This window comes from Herbaspirillum sp. meg3 (assembly GCF_002257565.1).
Lineage (GTDB): Bacteria > Pseudomonadota > Gammaproteobacteria > Burkholderiales > Burkholderiaceae_D > Herbaspirillum.
On sequence record NZ_CP022736.1, the window covers coordinates 2,708,949 to 2,725,567 of the forward strand.

Annotated in this window: 15 protein-coding genes; 7 read left to right on the forward strand and 8 right to left on the reverse strand. The window is 56.8% G+C overall.

Translation table 11 applies throughout. The features are described 5' to 3' along the window. Nucleotides 1-145: 145 nt before the first annotated feature. The 4 genes from hmeg3_RS12060 to hmeg3_RS12075 all read left to right on the forward strand — a co-directional run bounded on the left by hmeg3_RS12060 (nucleotide 146) and on the right by hmeg3_RS12075 (nucleotide 3,462). A complete protein-coding gene (locus tag hmeg3_RS12060) occupies nucleotides 146-904 on the forward strand; it encodes an alpha/beta fold hydrolase (RefSeq protein WP_094563926.1) in 759 nt (252 codons plus the stop codon). 213 nt (nucleotides 905-1,117) lie between these two features. Then, nucleotides 1,118-2,029 carry an alpha/beta fold hydrolase gene (locus hmeg3_RS12065; RefSeq protein WP_094563927.1) on the forward strand — a complete coding sequence of 304 codons (912 nt, stop codon included), beginning with the start codon at nucleotides 1,118-1,120 and terminating at the stop codon, nucleotides 2,027-2,029. A gap of 328 nt (nucleotides 2,030-2,357) precedes the next feature. Further along, complete coding sequence (locus hmeg3_RS12070; RefSeq protein WP_094563928.1) at nucleotides 2,358-2,762, forward strand: SRPBCC family protein; 405 nt, start codon at nucleotides 2,358-2,360, stop codon at nucleotides 2,760-2,762. A gap of 220 nt (nucleotides 2,763-2,982) precedes the next feature. Continuing rightward, nucleotides 2,983-3,462 (forward strand): VOC family protein, encoded by a 480-nt coding sequence (locus hmeg3_RS12075; RefSeq protein ID WP_094563929.1) that lies wholly within the window; start codon nucleotides 2,983-2,985, stop codon nucleotides 3,460-3,462. A 17-nt stretch (nucleotides 3,463-3,479) separates the two neighbouring features. On the opposite strand, the gene hmeg3_RS12080 is transcribed toward hmeg3_RS12075, so the two are convergent. Continuing rightward, nucleotides 3,480-4,346, reverse strand: coding sequence for an aldo/keto reductase family oxidoreductase (locus hmeg3_RS12080; RefSeq protein ID WP_094563930.1), 867 nt, complete (start codon nucleotides 4,344-4,346; stop codon nucleotides 3,480-3,482). 176 nt (nucleotides 4,347-4,522) lie between these two features. Between hmeg3_RS12080 and hmeg3_RS12085 the strand changes: the two genes are divergently transcribed. Next, nucleotides 4,523-5,419, forward strand: a complete 897-nt coding sequence (locus hmeg3_RS12085; RefSeq protein ID WP_094563931.1) for a LysR family transcriptional regulator — start codon at nucleotides 4,523-4,525, stop codon at nucleotides 5,417-5,419. Nucleotides 5,420-5,448: 29 nt separating this feature from the next. Here the strand turns inward: hmeg3_RS12085 and hmeg3_RS12090 are convergent, their stop codons facing one another. Both hmeg3_RS12090 and hmeg3_RS12095 read right to left on the reverse strand, forming a co-directional pair. Then, nucleotides 5,449-6,807 (reverse strand): hypothetical protein, encoded by a 1,359-nt coding sequence (locus tag hmeg3_RS12090; protein ID WP_094566293.1) that lies wholly within the window; start codon nucleotides 6,805-6,807, stop codon nucleotides 5,449-5,451. 314 nt (nucleotides 6,808-7,121) lie between these two features. Then, a complete protein-coding gene (locus hmeg3_RS12095) occupies nucleotides 7,122-8,063 on the reverse strand; it encodes a sigma-70 family RNA polymerase sigma factor (protein ID WP_094563932.1) in 942 nt (313 codons plus the stop codon). 211 nt (nucleotides 8,064-8,274) lie between these two features. On the opposite strand from hmeg3_RS12095, the gene clpP reads away from it, so the two are divergent. Continuing rightward, nucleotides 8,275-8,892 carry an ATP-dependent Clp endopeptidase proteolytic subunit ClpP gene (clpP, locus tag hmeg3_RS12100; protein WP_094563933.1) on the forward strand — a complete coding sequence of 206 codons (618 nt, stop codon included), beginning with the start codon at nucleotides 8,275-8,277 and terminating at the stop codon, nucleotides 8,890-8,892. 32 nt (nucleotides 8,893-8,924) lie between these two features. Here clpP and hmeg3_RS12105 read toward each other — a convergent pair whose 3' ends face one another. The 5 genes from hmeg3_RS12105 to hmeg3_RS12125 form a co-directional block, all read right to left on the reverse strand. Next, the gene (locus tag hmeg3_RS12105; RefSeq protein ID WP_094566294.1) at nucleotides 8,925-10,058 is read right to left on the reverse strand and encodes a sensor histidine kinase KdpD; all 1,134 of its coding nucleotides are present in this window, start codon (nucleotides 10,056-10,058) and stop codon (nucleotides 8,925-8,927) included. 444 nt (nucleotides 10,059-10,502) lie between these two features. Beyond that, nucleotides 10,503-11,405, reverse strand: coding sequence for an NAD-dependent epimerase/dehydratase family protein (locus hmeg3_RS12110; RefSeq protein ID WP_094563934.1), 903 nt, complete (start codon nucleotides 11,403-11,405; stop codon nucleotides 10,503-10,505). Between the two features lie 26 nt (nucleotides 11,406-11,431). Then, nucleotides 11,432-11,785 carry a serine hydrolase gene (locus hmeg3_RS12115; protein WP_198361833.1) on the reverse strand — a complete coding sequence of 118 codons (354 nt, stop codon included), beginning with the start codon at nucleotides 11,783-11,785 and terminating at the stop codon, nucleotides 11,432-11,434. Nucleotides 11,786-11,796: 11 nt separating this feature from the next. Then, nucleotides 11,797-12,786 carry a prolyl aminopeptidase gene (gene pip / locus hmeg3_RS12120; protein ID WP_094563936.1) on the reverse strand — a complete coding sequence of 330 codons (990 nt, stop codon included), beginning with the start codon at nucleotides 12,784-12,786 and terminating at the stop codon, nucleotides 11,797-11,799. A 59-nt stretch (nucleotides 12,787-12,845) separates the two neighbouring features. Further along, nucleotides 12,846-13,811, reverse strand: coding sequence for a threo-3-hydroxy-L-aspartate ammonia-lyase (locus hmeg3_RS12125; protein ID WP_094566295.1), 966 nt, complete (start codon nucleotides 13,809-13,811; stop codon nucleotides 12,846-12,848). A gap of 347 nt (nucleotides 13,812-14,158) precedes the next feature. Here hmeg3_RS12125 and hmeg3_RS12130 point away from each other — a divergent pair, with 347 nt between their 5' ends. After that, nucleotides 14,159-16,321 (forward strand): EAL domain-containing protein, encoded by a 2,163-nt coding sequence (locus hmeg3_RS12130; RefSeq protein ID WP_094563937.1) that lies wholly within the window; start codon nucleotides 14,159-14,161, stop codon nucleotides 16,319-16,321. Nucleotides 16,322-16,619 lie beyond the last annotated feature (298 nt).

The window sequence follows — 16,619 nt, forward strand, 5'->3', positions numbered from 1 at the left end:
CCTCGTTGTAAAAAATAACCGCTGATCGGAGCGGATGGAGTCGTGCGTCCTGCGCATTTGTGTCTGCATGAATTCGCCGATCACTGTATTTCCCGTTTTCACTCACCCAAAAGGAATTATCACCGTGCTCACTAACCGCTCATTCATGAAATCCGCAATTGCCGGCGTTGCCGCCCTGCTCCTGACCCATGCAGCATTCGCTGAAGACACTGCAAAACCTGCGCCGGTCAAAAACGTCGTGCTGGTACACGGCGCCTATGCCGACGGCTCCTGCTGGTCGGAAGTCATCGAACGCCTGCAAAAAGCCGGTCTGCACGTGACGGCCGTGCAAAATCCGTTGTCCTCGCTGGCTGACGATGTCGATGCAACCCGCCGCATCCTGGCGCTGCAAGACGGCCCCACCATCCTCGTCGGTCACTCGTGGGCGGGCACCGTCATCAGCGAAGCCGGCACCGATCCCAAAGTGGCCGGTCTGGTCTACGTCGCTGCGCGCGCGCCTGATGCCGGCGAAGACTACGGTGCACTGGCAGGCAAATTCCCGACACCTCCGGCAAGTGCCGGGCTGGTCAAGGCCGGCGGCTTCGCACAGCTGAGCGAAGAAGCCTTCCTGCGCGATTTTGCAGGCGACATCAATCCGGTCAAAGCCAAGGTCATGTATGCCGAACAAGGCCGTATCTTCGACACGCTGTTTGCCTCGCGCACCACGCAAGCAGCATGGCGCAGCAAGCCGACCTGGTATGCCGTTTCCACCAATGACCGTACCACGTCGCCTCAGCTGGAACGTTTCCTCGCGCAACGCATGAAGGCCAAGACCATCGAGATCGCTTCCAGCCATCTGTCGATGCTGTCGCACCCGGATGAAATTGCCAATCTGATTCTGGAAGCTGCAGGGCAAACGCACTGACGCTTTGATGACGTTGTGATGACATCATGAGCTAGGGCCTGTTGCTCTTCTGCTCACTCATGATGTTTTTTTGCAGCAGAAATATTGATCTTTTTATATCGCATCCGCCGACTTGATCGCATAGCTTGGAAAAGTCATTTTCCAGATCAGGGATGTATGACAGTATCCGTCTTTAGGCCAGCCGGCCTGAACAACGAACGGGGGTTCAGAAAAATGCGAAAAATATTAGCGCTGCTGCTCGTACTTGCTTCACTCCATTCCTTCCCGGCACTGGCTGCCGGTTTCTCTTTTCCTCGTGGGTTCAAGACACAGACGATCGCCACCAATGGCGCCCGTATCTATGTCAGAGTCGGAGGCACAGGGCCTGCGGTGGTAATGCTGCACGGCTATGGTGAAACCGGCGACATGTGGGCGCCGCTGGCGGCCAAGCTCGCCGCCAGGCACACGGTCATCGTACCGGATCTGCGCGGCATGGGGCTGTCCGATCATCCCGCAACCGGCTATGAGAAGAAGAACCAGGCGCGCGACATCGCCGGCGTGCTGGACGCACTCGGAATCGGCAAGGTCGATGTGGTCGCGCACGATATCGGCAACATGGTTGCCTACGCTTTCACCGCAGAACAGCCTGAACGCGTGACCAAGCTGGTATTGATGGATGCGCCTCTTCCCGGTGTCGGCCCATGGGAAGAAATCCTGAAAAATCCCCTGCTCTGGCATTTCCATTTCGGTGGCCCCGACATGGAGCGCCTTGTGAAAGGCCGTGAGCGTATCTACCTCGATCGTTTCTGGAACGAGTTCTCGGCGGATCCCAAGCATTTCGACGAAGCCTCACGGCGTCACTACGCAAAGTTCTATGCGTTGCCAGGTGCGATGCATTCCGGCTTTGAGCAGTTCCACGCCTTCGATCAGGATGCGATCGACAACAAGGCGTATATCGCCAAGGGCCTTTTGCCGATGCCGGTTCTGGCGGTTGGCGGCGAGAAATCCTTCGGTACGACCATGGAAGCCGTTACACGCTTTGCCGCCACAGACGTGCGCGGCGCGGTGATTCCCAACGCCGGTCATTGGCTGATGGAAGAGCAACCGAAGGCGACTGTCGCTGTGATTGCAGATTTCTTGCATTGAGCGATCTCGGCGGGATTCAATCGAAACGGCTTGCAACGTTGCAAGCCGTTTTTCTTTGGTACGGACGGATAAGGCGATGCAAATACGCATCGTATAATCCAAGCCACATTTCGTACCTCTTTGTACTTCTTCGCTCTTCAGGAGAAAAACCGTGCGTTTGCCGTCTCTGTCTTCTCTGCAGTTTTTAGTCGTCGCTTCCCTCGCTGGCCTGACCGCTGCACCTGCTTCTGCCGACGACCTCAAGGGCCGGAAGTGAATTAAGCTTGATAGCTCGTCATGTTCACAATCACCCACCGTCGTTGATATTGAGGAAGAAAGGAAAGCACCCATGAAGATTACCGTTGAAACCACTGTTGCTGCGCCCATCGGCAAAGTCTGGCACGCCTACACCACGCCCGATGACATCAAACAGTGGAATACCGCATCTCCCGACTGGCACACGACCTCCGCCGCAGTGGATCTGCGCGTGGGTGGCGCTTTTTCCTCTCGCATGGAGGCAAAGGATGGCAGCATGGGATTTGACTTTGCGGGGACGTATACCCAAGTCATCGAAAACCAGTTGATTGAATACGCATTCGGTGATCGTAGTGCGCAGGTGGAGTTTTCCGAAACCCCGGATGGTGTTCTGGTCCGTGTGCGCTTCGAGGCCGAGACGCTCTATCCGGTTGAGCAACAACAACAAGGCTGGCAAAGCATTCTGAATAATTTCAAGAAGCACGTCGAGACGCAATAATTCACGCGATACGTCGCCTGATGTGCATGTTTCATAAGAAAACAGCCTCTCTTGAGAGGCTGTTTTTGTTTCGATCATCTGAATCCTCCGAATGTTCACGGCACCATTTCCGGCAAATCAAATCGAAAACAGGTTCGCCGGGCCAAACAAATAAAAATGAAATAAAACATTGATGGGCCGGCAACAACTTTCTTGTTCACGCTCATTGAGGAGACACACGATGACCAGCAAAAACACCATCTGCCTCTGGTACGACGGCGACGCATTGGATGCCGCAACGTTCTACGCGAAGACTTTTCCCGACAGCACGGTGGGAGCCGTCCACCGCGCGCCAGGCGACTATCCCGCGGGTAAAGAAGGCAACATCTTGACGGTTGAGTTCACCGTGATGGGCGTCCCCTGCATCGGCCTCAACGGCGGCCCGGCTTTCCGGCACAGCGAAGCCTTCTCGTTTCAGGTCGCCACCGATGACCAGGAAGAAACCGATCGCTTGTGGAACGCTATCGTCGATAACGGCGGCCAGGAGAGCGCCTGTGGCTGGTGCAAAGACAAATGGGGACTGTCGTGGCAGATCTCGCCCCGCGTGCTGATCGCCGCCGTCACCGATCCCAATCAGGCCGTCGCCAAACGAGCCTTCGAAGCGATGATGAAGATGAAAAAGATCGACATCGCCGCCATCGAAGCCGCCCGGCGTGGTTGAGGCCCGTTATTGAGCAATCATATGGCGTTCAGTGCTGCTACCGTTGCGGCGTCCAGTTGCAATGCTCCCGCCGCGACGTTCTCGCGCAAGTGCGCCACCGATGACGTCCCAGGGATAACAAGGATGTTCGGGGCGCGCTGAAGCAGCCAGGCCAACGCTACCTGCATCGGCGTTGCCTGCACGGATGCGGCGACACGTGTCAGAGTGTCCGATTGCAGCGGCGAAAATCCACCCAGCGGGAAAAACGGCACATAAGCGATGCCCTGCGCAGCCAGCGTATCGATCAAGGCATCATCGCCGCGAGCAGCCAGGTTGTACATGTTCTGCACGCAAACGATGTCGGTGATCTGCTGCGCTTCCGTGATCTGTTTCGCATTGACATTGCTGAGTCCGATATGCCGGATGAGACCTTCTTCTTTCATCTTCACCAGCGTAGTAAGCGCCTCCGCGATCGAAGAGCCATCCGGACCCTCCAGTCCGGGCGCACGCAAATTGACGACGTCCAGGGCATCCAATTGCAGATTACGCAGGTTGTCATGTACGGCGGCACGTAGTTGTTCCGCCGACGCCGCCGGTATCCACGATTGATCTTCGCCGCGTACAAAGCCGATCTTGGTGACGATGGTCAGCGCGTCCCGGTAAGGATGCAGCGCTTCGCGAATAATCTGGTTGGTGACGTGCGGCCCATAGAAATCCGATGTATCGATGTGGTTGATGCCCAGCTCAATGGCTTCGCGCAATACGGCCACGGCAGCGGCACGATCTTTAGGCGGGCCCCAGACATGCGGGCCGGCCAGCTGCATGGCGCCATAGCCAAGTCGATTGAAGGTGATGTCGCACTGCGCGGGGGAAAACTGGTCGCTGGACGGTGAATACGTGCTCATGAAAGCTCCTGAATGTTGATGCAATTAAGGGGACTGACTCGAAATTCGCGGCATCCCTGCGTCAGGAGGCAGGTGACACAGCGGCATCACTGCATGGTAATGAAGATGGGCGCGTGTGATAATCCGTGCAGTGACGTACAGGTTGTACGAAATTCCGCACAATAAAGGTGGCGCCGATGACTACAGACATTCATTCCATGGCAGATCTGTCGACCTTTGCTCTGGTGGTTCAGCATCAAGGATTTCGCCAGGCAGGCCGCGCCAGTGGACAATCCGCCTCGGCGCTGAGCGAAGCGGTACGACGGCTGGAAAACAAGCTGGGGATACGCTTGCTGTTACGCACCACACGCAGCGTGACGCCCACTGAGGCCGGTGCGCTTTTGCTCAGCCGTCTGAAGCCTGCCCTGGATGAAGTCGCCAACGCGCTCGACGTACTCAACGATCTGCGCGATCGTCCCCGCGGCACCTTGCGGCTGAACGTGCCGGTGAGTGCAGCGCGCTTCTTTTTGCAACCGATGGTCAACGAATTCCTCAGCGCCTATCCGGAAATCATGCTGGAACTGGTCGTCGACAATAATTTTGTGGATGTGGTGGCCAGCGGCTGTGACGCCGGTATCCGCTATGGAGAAAAGCTGGAGCAGGACATGATCGCCGTGCCCATCGGGCCTCGCACCCAGCGCTTCGCTGTGGCTGCCGCGCCCTCATATCTGGCGCGGCGTGGCATCCCGGAACATCCGCGCGACCTGCTGCAACATGCCTGCCTGCGCGGAAAATTTCTCAGTGGCGCGATCTATCCATGGGAATTTGAGCGCGACGGGCAGACACTCACTGTCGAACCCACCGGCCCGTTGATCGTGACGCCCACCGTCGCCGACCTTGCGGTGAGCGCCGCCGTGGCGGGACACGGATTGATCTATCTTTTTGAAGAATGGCTGGAGCCGTACATCAGTTCCGGCCAGCTGCAACCTGTGCTGCAGGATTGGTGGCTGAGCTTCCCCGGCCCGTTTTTATACTATTCGGGCCGGCGCCATTTGCCTGCGCCGTTGCGGGCGTTCATTGACTTCGTTCAGTAAATCATTCCGTGAGAGAGTCGCGCAATGGATCAGAACTTGGTCGACACACCCAGGCCCCATTTGCGTTCCGGGTCGCCGGTATCGGGCAACAGACCATTTGAATAGTCCAGGCTCAACCCGACGCTCTGATTGAAATTGTAGGTCAATGCACTTCGCCAGTAGTGAATGCTGCGCGATCCTTCCAGCGCCTTGAGGCCGGTGTAGGTGGTGGTGAAATCAAACGGCAGTCTGGGGTTGGTCGATGCCAGCGTGAAGCCTGCCTGCGCACCCAGACGGATAAAGTCCTGATGCTGGTCATAGACAGTCGGATTGCCGCGATCAACATACATACCGTTGCGGCTCTGGCCGATCAGGATAGGTTTGAAGGCCAGGCCGTTGTTCCAGCGGATGAAATCGTTGAGGATGCCGGGACGCACCATCGTGTAGGTAAAGTTGACGGTGAGCAGACGGCTGCCATCGGTACTGTTGATGAGGTAGTCAGGCCGCGCGGTCAGATCTTCGGTGTTGGCTGATCCCGGATGGGCGAAGTGGAACGCCGACAGCATACCGATCTGGCCCGTACGCGTGGTATCCACCGATACGCCGCCGCCGTTGTAGGTGGTGACACGATTCTGCTTGAAACCGACATAAGGCACGGCCTCATAGGTGCTGCCATTGCCGTCCATGGGACGCTTGTCGAACGAATAGCCGGTATAGACCACGATGTCATTGGTGCGCGATTGCGCCACATCGTCGTTGGCAAGCGTCAGGTGGGCGCGATCGACGGAGGCATAGGCAGCCTTATTGCTGCGATCGACGGATAACTGATCGGGATTGCCGCGCACGCGTATAGGATCCAGCCAGCTCGGCTCCTGTGCTGCAGATGCCGGTACGGCTGATGTTGCTGCACCGGTTGCGGTTGCACTGGCGGCGGCAGTAGAACCTGCAGCGCTTGCCGTGGTCATGCTGGCAGCGGATGCAGCATGGGGCAAGCTTAGTTGCACATCGCTCTTCACGCAAACCAGGCTACTTTGGTTGCCGGCATCAAAGAAGCTACCGGCAGCCGCGCCACTCGTTGGTTTGAATTGCGCATCTTTGCCGTCAAGCAGACTTTGCAAATCTTCGGCGATATGGCCGGCGTTGCAACTATCGCCCTTGCACGTCTCTCCTCCGGCTTTGTCAGCGGCTTGCTTCTTCAGCAGCCATGAGGCCAGTTCCCGGTATGACGACAGCGGCGCCGGGTGGTCGCCCACCGACAAATAAGCGGTACTCACGGGATAAGCGGCAAGCAGGCGCGCTGCCAGCTTTTCCTTGTCGACCTTCAAATCGGGAGCGCACAGCGCTCCGGCATCAGAACCAGCGTCGGCGGCCTGAACCAGGGGGGCCGTACCGGAAGCGGACAGTAACATGACCGCGGCAAAAGAATGCATTCGACTTCGCATTGATATCCTTGTTGTAGTAAAAATAAACGGTATCGACGCATGGCGACAGCGTCGCCATGTTCGGACAATTGAGCAAAGTGGGGATTAAAAAATGATATGAACGCGCGGCACCAAAAAATGTTCAATGCCAATTGCAAATTTATCTGCGCGATGACAAACGACGTTCAGAGGCGGCTCAGGGGCAACTCAAAAACAGAACCATACCGAGGTACTAAAGGCAACTTCTGATGCAAACGGCGATGTTCCATGGGGTTGCCGTATAGATGGGCCAGGAATCAGAGCTATTGGGTGCTGACGTCGGCTCGCATCCGGATCTCACCCGTCAGTTGCAAACCTTTTAGCTTGCGTTGGTCGGCGACGGCATAGATCGTACTGATGCCGTCCACTTCAATCGCAAAGCTGAGCGCCAGAACAACCCTCCCTTGGAGCGCGATGGTGGCGCCCCACCCGCCGTTGATGCATGCCGGTTTGATCTGCACGTCAAACGCCCCCATCGATGCCAGGCCATTGACGAATTCGTCTGCTGACTGTGTGACGGCCAAACTTGCGACTGGCGTGCTACTGCGGCCGTGGCTGCCGATGCTGCTGACGCCGCCATCTCCGATGACCATTGCTTTCGGCGTCAGCAACCGCAACATCGCGGGCTTGTCCTGATGCGCAATCGCATGCAAGAAATCCTGTACCAGCCGCTCGCATATCTGCTCATCGGCAATCCGGCGTGCACGATCGGATTGCACGCGCTCCTTCGCCCGTCGCACCAGTTGCCGGCAATGCACCGGCGTCTTGTTGAGGGTCGCTGCGATTTCTTCGTATTGGCAATCGAAGGCTTCATGGAGCAGCAAAGCCGCTCTTTCATCCGCACTCAGACGCTCAAGCAGCAGCAACACGCCATACGACAGATCCGACAGCATGGAAACCGCGTCTTCCGCAGAAGGGGCATGACTGTCCAGCCAAGGATCCGGCAACCAGTCGACGGGTTCGGTCGCGCGCTGACGCTGCAGATATCGCAAACGATCAATGGCGATGCGTGTCGTAACGGTTGTCAGCCAGGCGACGGGCGTCTTCAGTTTGCGATGGTCGGTTTCGTGCCAGCGCAGCCAGGTTTCCTGAACGACGTCTTCCGCTTCGGAAAGACTGCCCAGCATCCGGTAGGAAATCGATAACAACCGGCGGCGGGATGCCTCAAAAAGAGAGGTGGATTCTTCTGTCTGTGTTTCTTTCATTTTTCTCTCCAAACCAGGACTCCGGACTCCAGGATGGCGCGCTGACACCTGACCTGTCCGGCGCAATACGCGCTTGCTCACCAGCTTGACGACGGTGAGATGGGAAACGTGACAGAACGTGAAAAATATTCCTTCTTTGTCACGAGCAATACGTCCCCGGCGTCAAGTCACGGCAACCACTTCACTACATTACCTGAAAGGAAAAACGAATATGCATTCATCCGTTCCACACGCTCTTGGCATGATTCCCACCGTCATCGAGCAATCAGGCCGGTCCGAACGGGCTTACGATATCTATTCACGGCTGCTGCGTGAGCGCATCGTGTTCCTCGTCGGACCGGTGACGGACGAATCTGCAAATCTGATCATCGCCCAACTGCTGTTTCTCGAATCCGAAGATCCCGACAAGGATATCTCGCTCTACATCAATTCTCCCGGCGGAGCCGTCTATGCGGGCCTCGCGATCTTCGACACCATGCAGTTCATCCGTCCGCAAGTGTCCACCTTATGCACCGGTTTTGCCGCGAGCATGGGTTCCATTTTGCTTGCCGCGGGCGCCAAGGGAAAGCGTCTGGCCCTGCCCAATGCCCGCATCATGATCCATCAGCCGTCTGGCGGCTCACAAGGCACGGCTGCCGATGTAGAAATTCAGGCACGCGAGATCTTGTACCTGCGCGAACGTCTCAACAACATCCTCGCCGAACGCTGCGATCAGCCGCTGGACAAGATTGCACAGGACTCGGAGCGGGACAACTTCATGTCTGCCGACGGCGCCAAAGCGTATGGATTGATTGATGACGTCGTGTCATGCAACAACCCCATGCGGTAAGCGCGAAAGGATAATTCAAGAAAGAAACAGTCTCAGGCCTCGTTACCGGGAAGCTCAACCGTAAAAATTGTCCCAGCCTCCGTACTCGACTCCACCTTGATGCTGCCGCCGTGCGCAATCGCCACCTCGCGTGCAATAAACAGGCCCAGCCCCAGACTGGTTCTTGGGCGTCCGTCATTGCCGGATTCGGTCGGCAACTGAACCAGCGGTTTGAAGATGGATTGCAGCGATTCGAAAGGTATCTTTGCGCCGTAATTCTTGACGCTGACGACAATGCCGTCCGGCCCGCGTCGGGCATCAAGCGTCACAGGGCGTTGCGGCGAGCCGTACTGTGCGGCGTTCAGAAGCAGATTTGAAAACAGCTGGTGCATGCGTACCGCGTCAAAAGAGCCGTTCATATTGCCCTCGGTGAGCAAGTCAAATTGCATTTGGGGATGCATGGAAGCGGCTTCTTCAACGACTGATCGAAAGATATCAAGCAGATTGGTCGGGATACAACATGTCGGCATGCCGCTGCCAAACTGTGTCCTCGTATAGCCGAGCAGGTCATCAACCATGGAATTCATCATCCGTGAACTACGCTTGATGCGAGCGCCGAGTTCAACCACTTTTTCTGCCGGCAACGTGGCGTGCGTCATCAGGTCGGCCGTGAGTCCCATATTGGTCAAGGGAGCACGAAGATCATGTCCGAGAATCGCCAGGAACAATTCTCTGGTGTGTTCAGCACGTGCGGAAAAAGTCAAAATCGACTCGCTCAGCGCCTGGTCGATCGCTTCATTGAAGCGCACCATTTGCTGAATCGTTTCCTCGGACATCGTTTCGGCCAGCGGAAGCCACAGACGCAAGACCGTTGCGCGCAAAGCGCGATATTCGGCACTCACCTGCAACAAGGAAAAATCTCCCGCCTGGCGCAAAGCGCCATGGATGGATGCGGCACTGCCTTGAGAATACAAGCCCGGAGCCAGCCCCTGCGACTTTAACTGTTGCTGCTCGGGATTCTGCAAGGTCTCGATATCGACCGCAATTGCCTGAAGAATTTCACGCGCATAATCGCGCAGAACCAAATCTGGTTTCTCATGCACGTCACCCGACACCACATGTGCGAAGCGCGCCCATTCAGCCAGGATATCGTCGATGTGCTTCGTAATGAAATAGTACAGTTTCATGGTGGCCTTGATGACACACTTGGTATTAGCGTTAAAACGTCCGCTGTCCTGCACGATCATGTACAGAATGCGGTCAATGGAATTTGCGGTAAGAATTGAATCCAGGTTTGTGTGCTCCGGTCACACGCGGAATCGCTGGATTCGATGCAGGTTAAATCACAAGTTGAGTCACAAGTTGAATCACAGTGCGCATACGGCAGCACAAGAGATGATTCGAAAAGATGGGATTGTATTTGTTGCTTCACGACATATCGCCGCAGGCAACGGTACGCTAGTGTACGTTAATTTGAATCACCTCGGAGTATGCCGTCCGAACCCGTTTCCTCGTCTTCACAGGTCAGGCGTATGTCGGCGTCTGCGGCCATTGCGAGAATGGCAATTCAGACTGCTTTTTGAATTGGGATGCCAAAACGGAATTTTGTTTTCGTGCTTGCCTACGCGGGCCTACGCACGCATCTCTTGCTCAATCCAGGTAATCGCTGACGCATGTAGCGGCCGCCAGCCGAGTTCCTTTCTGGCCCTGACGCCACGGATGCGGCTATTGGAACCCAGCGAATAGCGTGCACGGCCCAGCCCCCAGACGGCAATTGCGGCTTCTTCCGTGAGGCCTTCTATCTTGGCGATACCGAGACGTTTGCTGATCGCTACGGCGATGTCGGCAAGAGATGCTTCGCCATTCTCTGCAAAATAGAAGGAGCCTGCCGGGGCTTTTTCCAGCGCCAGCTGATATAGCGCGCAAACGTCGTCAATGTGCACGGTAGCCCAGCGATTGAGACCCGGGCCGACGATCTGGACGATACCGCAGGCGCGCGCATGGTCGACTACCGCAGGGATTTGCACGCTATCCGGATGCAGACCTTTGCCCGTGCCGTAGATGAGCGTGTTGCAGATGATGACCGTACGGATGCCCATGGTATTGCCTGCGTCCATGATGCGACGGTCAAGCGCGTAGCGGGCCTGCTTGCCTTCGGCGACGATCAATGGCGTATCTTCGTCAAAGATCTTGTCGCTGAGTGTTTTGCCGGCGGCCGCGTCGCCGACCGTGCTCGATCCGCTGGTATGCAACAAGGGCTTGCCGCTGCCTGCCAGACCTTCCAACAGCGCCTCAATCGCAGGACGGTGATCGCTGCTGGCGCAATTGATGACGGCGTCGGCGTTACGGGCTTCACGTATCAGTATTTCCTTATCATCGAGATTACCGAAGATAGGCTCGATGCCGATCCCGCGCAAGTGCTCTGCTTTCGCCGTATCGCGCACCAGGCCGCGGATGTGGTGGCCTGATTTCATCAGATGCAAAGCGATCGAGCCGCCGATGTAACCACTGGCGCCGGTGATGAAAATATTCATTCTTCCTCCTGGTGTGTTCTGTCTTATTATTGATGAGCCATGGCGGCATGGTGCGCCGCCCATTCGACAATGGCTTGATCGTTGGCCGGGGCGAACGTCGCTACAGTACAGCGATGATCCGGGAAGTGATATACAGTGTGGCGAAGCAATTGCCGCAAGGTGTAAGGCTGATCGTCTACCGGAACATCCAAGTTCAGTTTGCCGTCCCGCACGAGCGCCGACGCCGCAGCCGCAAGAACGGTCTTGGTGAAACTCCACCACAGCGCTGGCCTGGACTCTTGCAGATCATCGCCATCGCCGTCAATAACCTTGCCGTTGCAGACTACCGCCGTGATGAGGTTGGAAGTGCCCGCAACACCGACCACTGATGCACCTGCCACTGACATCGCGCCTATTGATCCGCAAAGGCGTCGGTGGCGCCGATCAGTTTGTCCAGAATGCCCGGCTCGTTATAGGCGTGCCCTGCTGCTTCGACCAGATGAAATTGCGCTGCCGGCCAGGCCTTATGCAGTTCCCATGCGGATCTTGCCGGTGTGGCCAGGTCATAGCGGCCTTGCACGATGACGCCGGGGATATCCTTCAGGCGCGAGACATTGGCCAGCAACTGCCCTTCTTCCATGAAACCCTTGTGGACAAAATAGTGGTTCTCGATGCGCGCGAAAGCCAGCGCAAAGTGGGCGTCGCCGAATTGGTTGATCATGCCCTGGTTCGGAAGCAAGGTGATGGTGCCCGCTTCCCATTGACTCCAGGCGCGCGCGGCTTCCAGCTTGGCGGCTTCATCGTCACCGGTCAGTCGCTTGTGATACGCCGCCATGAGGTCGCCGCGTTCCGCTTCCGGAATCGGCGCGAGGAACTCTTCCCAGCGGTCAGGCGCCAACCACGACGCGCCTTCCTGGTAATACCAGTCAAGCTCGCGCTGGCGCAGCAAAAAGATGCCCCGCAAGATGATTTCAGTGACCCGTTCGGGATGCGTTTCTGCATAGGCGATTGCCAGCGTGCTACCCCATGATCCGCCAAAGACTTGCCATTTATCGATGCCCAGTTTGCTACGCAGACGTTCGATGTCGGCCACCAGATCCCAGGTCGTGTTGGCGTCGAGATTGGCATGCGGCAGCGAGCGGCCGCAACCGCGCTGGTCGAACAGGACGATGCGATATTTTTCCGGATTGAACAGCTGTCGATGCGATGGTCCGCAACCACCGCCTGGACCGCCATGCAGGAACACCACCGGCTTTCCCTGGGGATTGCCGCAAACTTCCCAATACACCTGATGACCGTCGCCGACATCGAGCATGCCGCTGTCATAGGGGTTGATCGGCGGATAGAGCTTGCGTAATGGCTGGAGAGCGGTCTCGGTGGCGGTTGTGGTCGGACTTGTCATTGATACGTTTCCTTATGTTTCATTCTTGCAGCAGGTGCTTGCAGGTGATGCAGGGTCGTTTATGCGTCGGCAAAATAACCGGCCAGTTTCGCCAGATCGACGTTGCCGCCGCTGACGACAACACCCACGCGCTTACCCTTGAGCTGATCTTTCATCTTGCGTACGGCAGCATAGCTCAGGCAACCAGTCGGTTCGACGATCATTTTCATGCGTTCGGCGTAGAAGCGCATACAGGCGATCAGTTCGTCATCGCTGACGGTAAGGATGTCTTCCACGTCGCGCTTGATGATCTCAAAGGTGTAATGCCCGACATGCTGGGTCTGAGCGCCATCGGCAATGGTGCGTGGTGTGTCAATGTGAATGATCTTGCCGGCGCGCAGCGATTGCTGGGCGTCGTTGCCGGCTTCCGGCTCGACACCGTAGGTTTTGCATGCCGGCGCCAAGGCCTTGGCTGACAACAGCGAACCAGACAACAAGCCGCCGCCGCCCAGACACACGAACAAGGCGTCCAGCGGACCGGTTTCTTCCAGCAATTCCTTGACGGCGGTGCCTTGTCCGCTGATGACATCCGGGTGGTCGTAGGGTGGGATCATGGTCAAGCCATGTTTTTCTGCAAGGTTGGCGCAGATTTCTTCCCGGTTCTCGGTGTAGCGGTTAAAGCGCACAACCTTGCCGCCATAGCCTTTTGTCGCAGCGACTTTGGCCTCGGGTGCATCTTCCGGCATGACGATGGTGGCGGGCATGCCGAGCACTTTTGCGGCCAGCGCGATGGCTTGGGCGTGGTTGCCTGATGAGAAAGTGACAACACCGTCGGCGCGCTGTTCCGGCGTGAAGCGCGCCAGAGAGTTCATCGCGCCACGAAACTTGAAGGCGCCCATGCGTTGATAGTTTTCGCATTTGAAAAAAATCTGTGCACCGATTTCATCGTCGGCAGTGCGCGATGTCAGCACCGGCGTCTTGTGGGCAAGGCCTTCAAGGCGTTTTGCCGCGGCGACCACGTCGCTGTATTCGGGAAGCGTCAGCATGGATTCTCCGTTGTAGTTCATCGTCGTTCGTTGTTTGCTGAGGGGATGTTGCATTACAGATAGTAATTTATTTTGCGGGCATGGGTACGGGAGGCTGGCTGGTAACGCCCCCGATTCAGAAGTACCGGAGGATCCGAGTGAGACGATTCCTGGAGAAGCATCAGAATTGCTTCAGGAAATCCCCGATACAAAGCTGCTTCGCCGCCACGTATTATTTCTCCATGACACAGACCGGCTCCGCAGTTGTCACCGCACTCGCATGCAATTTCAGCTGATGACAACCCGGCATCAAGACGTCTTCATCGTCATCGCGCCCCAAACCGACTGTACGCAAAGGATAGCAATCCATGAAAACCAACTTATGTGAACGCGTATCCGCGGCCCGCACTTTCGGCGGCATGCAGCATCGGCGCCCGCCCAAACAGCGTGTTGCGCCATTACAGCTCGTGACGGCGACCGTGTTCGACGACCGTTTTGAGGCCATCGTCAAGTCTTCCGAAGATGCCATCATCAGCAAGAGTCTGACCGGCATCATCACCAGCTGGAATCCTGGTGCTGAAGCGATTTTCGGCTATACCGAGAGCGAAATGATCGGCCAGCGTATGCTGCGCCTGTTCCCTATCGAACGTCAGGACGAAGAGTATTACATCCTCGAAAAAATCCTCGCCGGAGAGCCTGTAAGCCATTTTGAAACAGTCCGCATCCACAAAAGCGGCAGGCCGGTTCACGTCTCGGTTTCGATCTCGCCGTTGCGCGACAAGGATGGCAATATTGTCGGCGCCTCCAAGATCGCCCGTGACATCACCAAGCAGGTTGAGTTGGAAAGTGCCGCCGAGCAATTCCGTGCCTTGGTCAGTTCATCCGACGACGCCATCATTACCAAAGACATCAACGGACAAATCTGCAGCTGGAACAATGCAGCGCAGACCATCTTCGGCTACACCGCAGATGAAATGATCGGCGAACCAATGCTGCGCCTCTTTCCCGAAGACCGTGTCGAAGAAGAGAGCTTTATTCTCGGCAAGATTCTTGCCGGTGAAAAGGTCGACCATTTCGAAACCGTACGCATCCGCAAAGATGGAAAACAGATTCACGTGTCGGTGACGATATCGCCAATCCGCGATCGTCACGGCAATGTGGTCGGCGCATCAAAAATTGCGCGCGACATCACGCCACTGCGCCGGCACCAGGAAAAGCTGGAGCATATCGCTCACTATGACGGTCTCACCGATCTGCCCAACCGCCTGCTGCTGACCGATCGCCTGCGTCAGGCCATGGCGCTGTGCAAGCGCGGGGTCCAGCAATTGGCGGTGCTGTATCTGGATCTGGATGGTTTCAAGCAAATCAATGATGCCCACGGGCACGATGTGGGCGATGCGCTGCTGGTCGCCCTCTCCCGCCGCATGGCCGGCACATTGCGCGAAGCCGACACGCTGGCGCGTATCGGTGGCGACGAATTCGTTGCGGTCCTGATGGACATCAACAGCGCTGAAAAACTCAAACGTATCGTCGGCCGCATCCTGTGCGCCTGCGCCGAACCGGTCATGATTGACGGAAAACGCCTGGAAGTCACCGCCAGCATCGGCGTGACCACGTATCCGCATGACGACGCCGATGAAGATCAGTTGATGCGTCATGCCGACCTGGCCATGTATGAGGCCAAGCAAGCAGGCAAAAACCGGTTTCACGTTTTTGACGCCTTCCGCGAAGCCGAAGGCAAGAGCCGTCACGTCTATGTACGCCGGCTGGGTGAAGCACTGGAGCGCAACGAACTGTTGCTGCACTATCAACCCAAGATCAACATGAAAACCAACGAAGTGGTCGGTGTGGAAGCCCTGATCCGTTGGCAGCATCCGGATCGTGGCTTGTTGTCGCCGTCGGCTTTCCTGCCGCTGATTGACGGCCACTCCATCAACGAAGAACTCGGCCTCTGGGTCATCGGCCGCGCACTGGCGCAGATGGAACTCTGGCGCGGACAAGGAATTCGCATGCCGGTCAGCGTCAACCTGGCGCCTAATCAGCTGCAGGATGAACTGTTCCCGACCATCCTTGGCAACATGCTGGCGCGTTATCCCGAGCTCGATCCGGCAGATCTTGAACTGGAAGTTCTGGAAACCAGCGCCATGCTCGACATCGAAGCCGTCTCACACGTCATGCAGGCTTGCCGCAACCTGGGTGTGCAGTTCTCCATCGATGATTTCGGCACAGGGTATTCGTCGTTGACTTACCTCAAGCGTTTGCCGGCAAAGACACTCAAGATTGATCAAAGCTTTGTGCGCGACATGCTCAGCGACCATGAGGATCTGGCCATCGTTTGCGGTGTGATCGGCCTGGCGACCGCGTTTCAACGCAAGGTCATTGCAGAGGGAGTGGAAAGCGAAGCCCATGGCAAAAAACTCATGGAACTGGGTTGCGAGCTGGCGCAAGGCTATGGGATCTCGCGCCCCATGCCCGGCCCCAAACTGCGTCAATGGCTGGCAGCCTGGAACGCCAGCCCCGCCTGGAGCTGAATCAGGTCTGCTCAGTACTTCGCCGGGACATTGCTACTTCGCGTTAGCGTCAACCCTTCACATCGCCACATCACTGCGGGCGCTTTCGGCCATTGAGCCGGAGGTGCCCTTTTTTCATTGCTTTTGACACAACGCTACTTGTAGGACAAACACTTATTCCAAAGTAAGAAAGCCCGCGTCGCCCAGGCGGATGAGCCATTTCCGGCGATTCCTTCGTAAGATGTCAGACGCGGCAAACTCTTATGCAGTTTGCAGTGCAAATTTGCTACTTAGTTGCCAGAGATTTAGCGCTAAATTA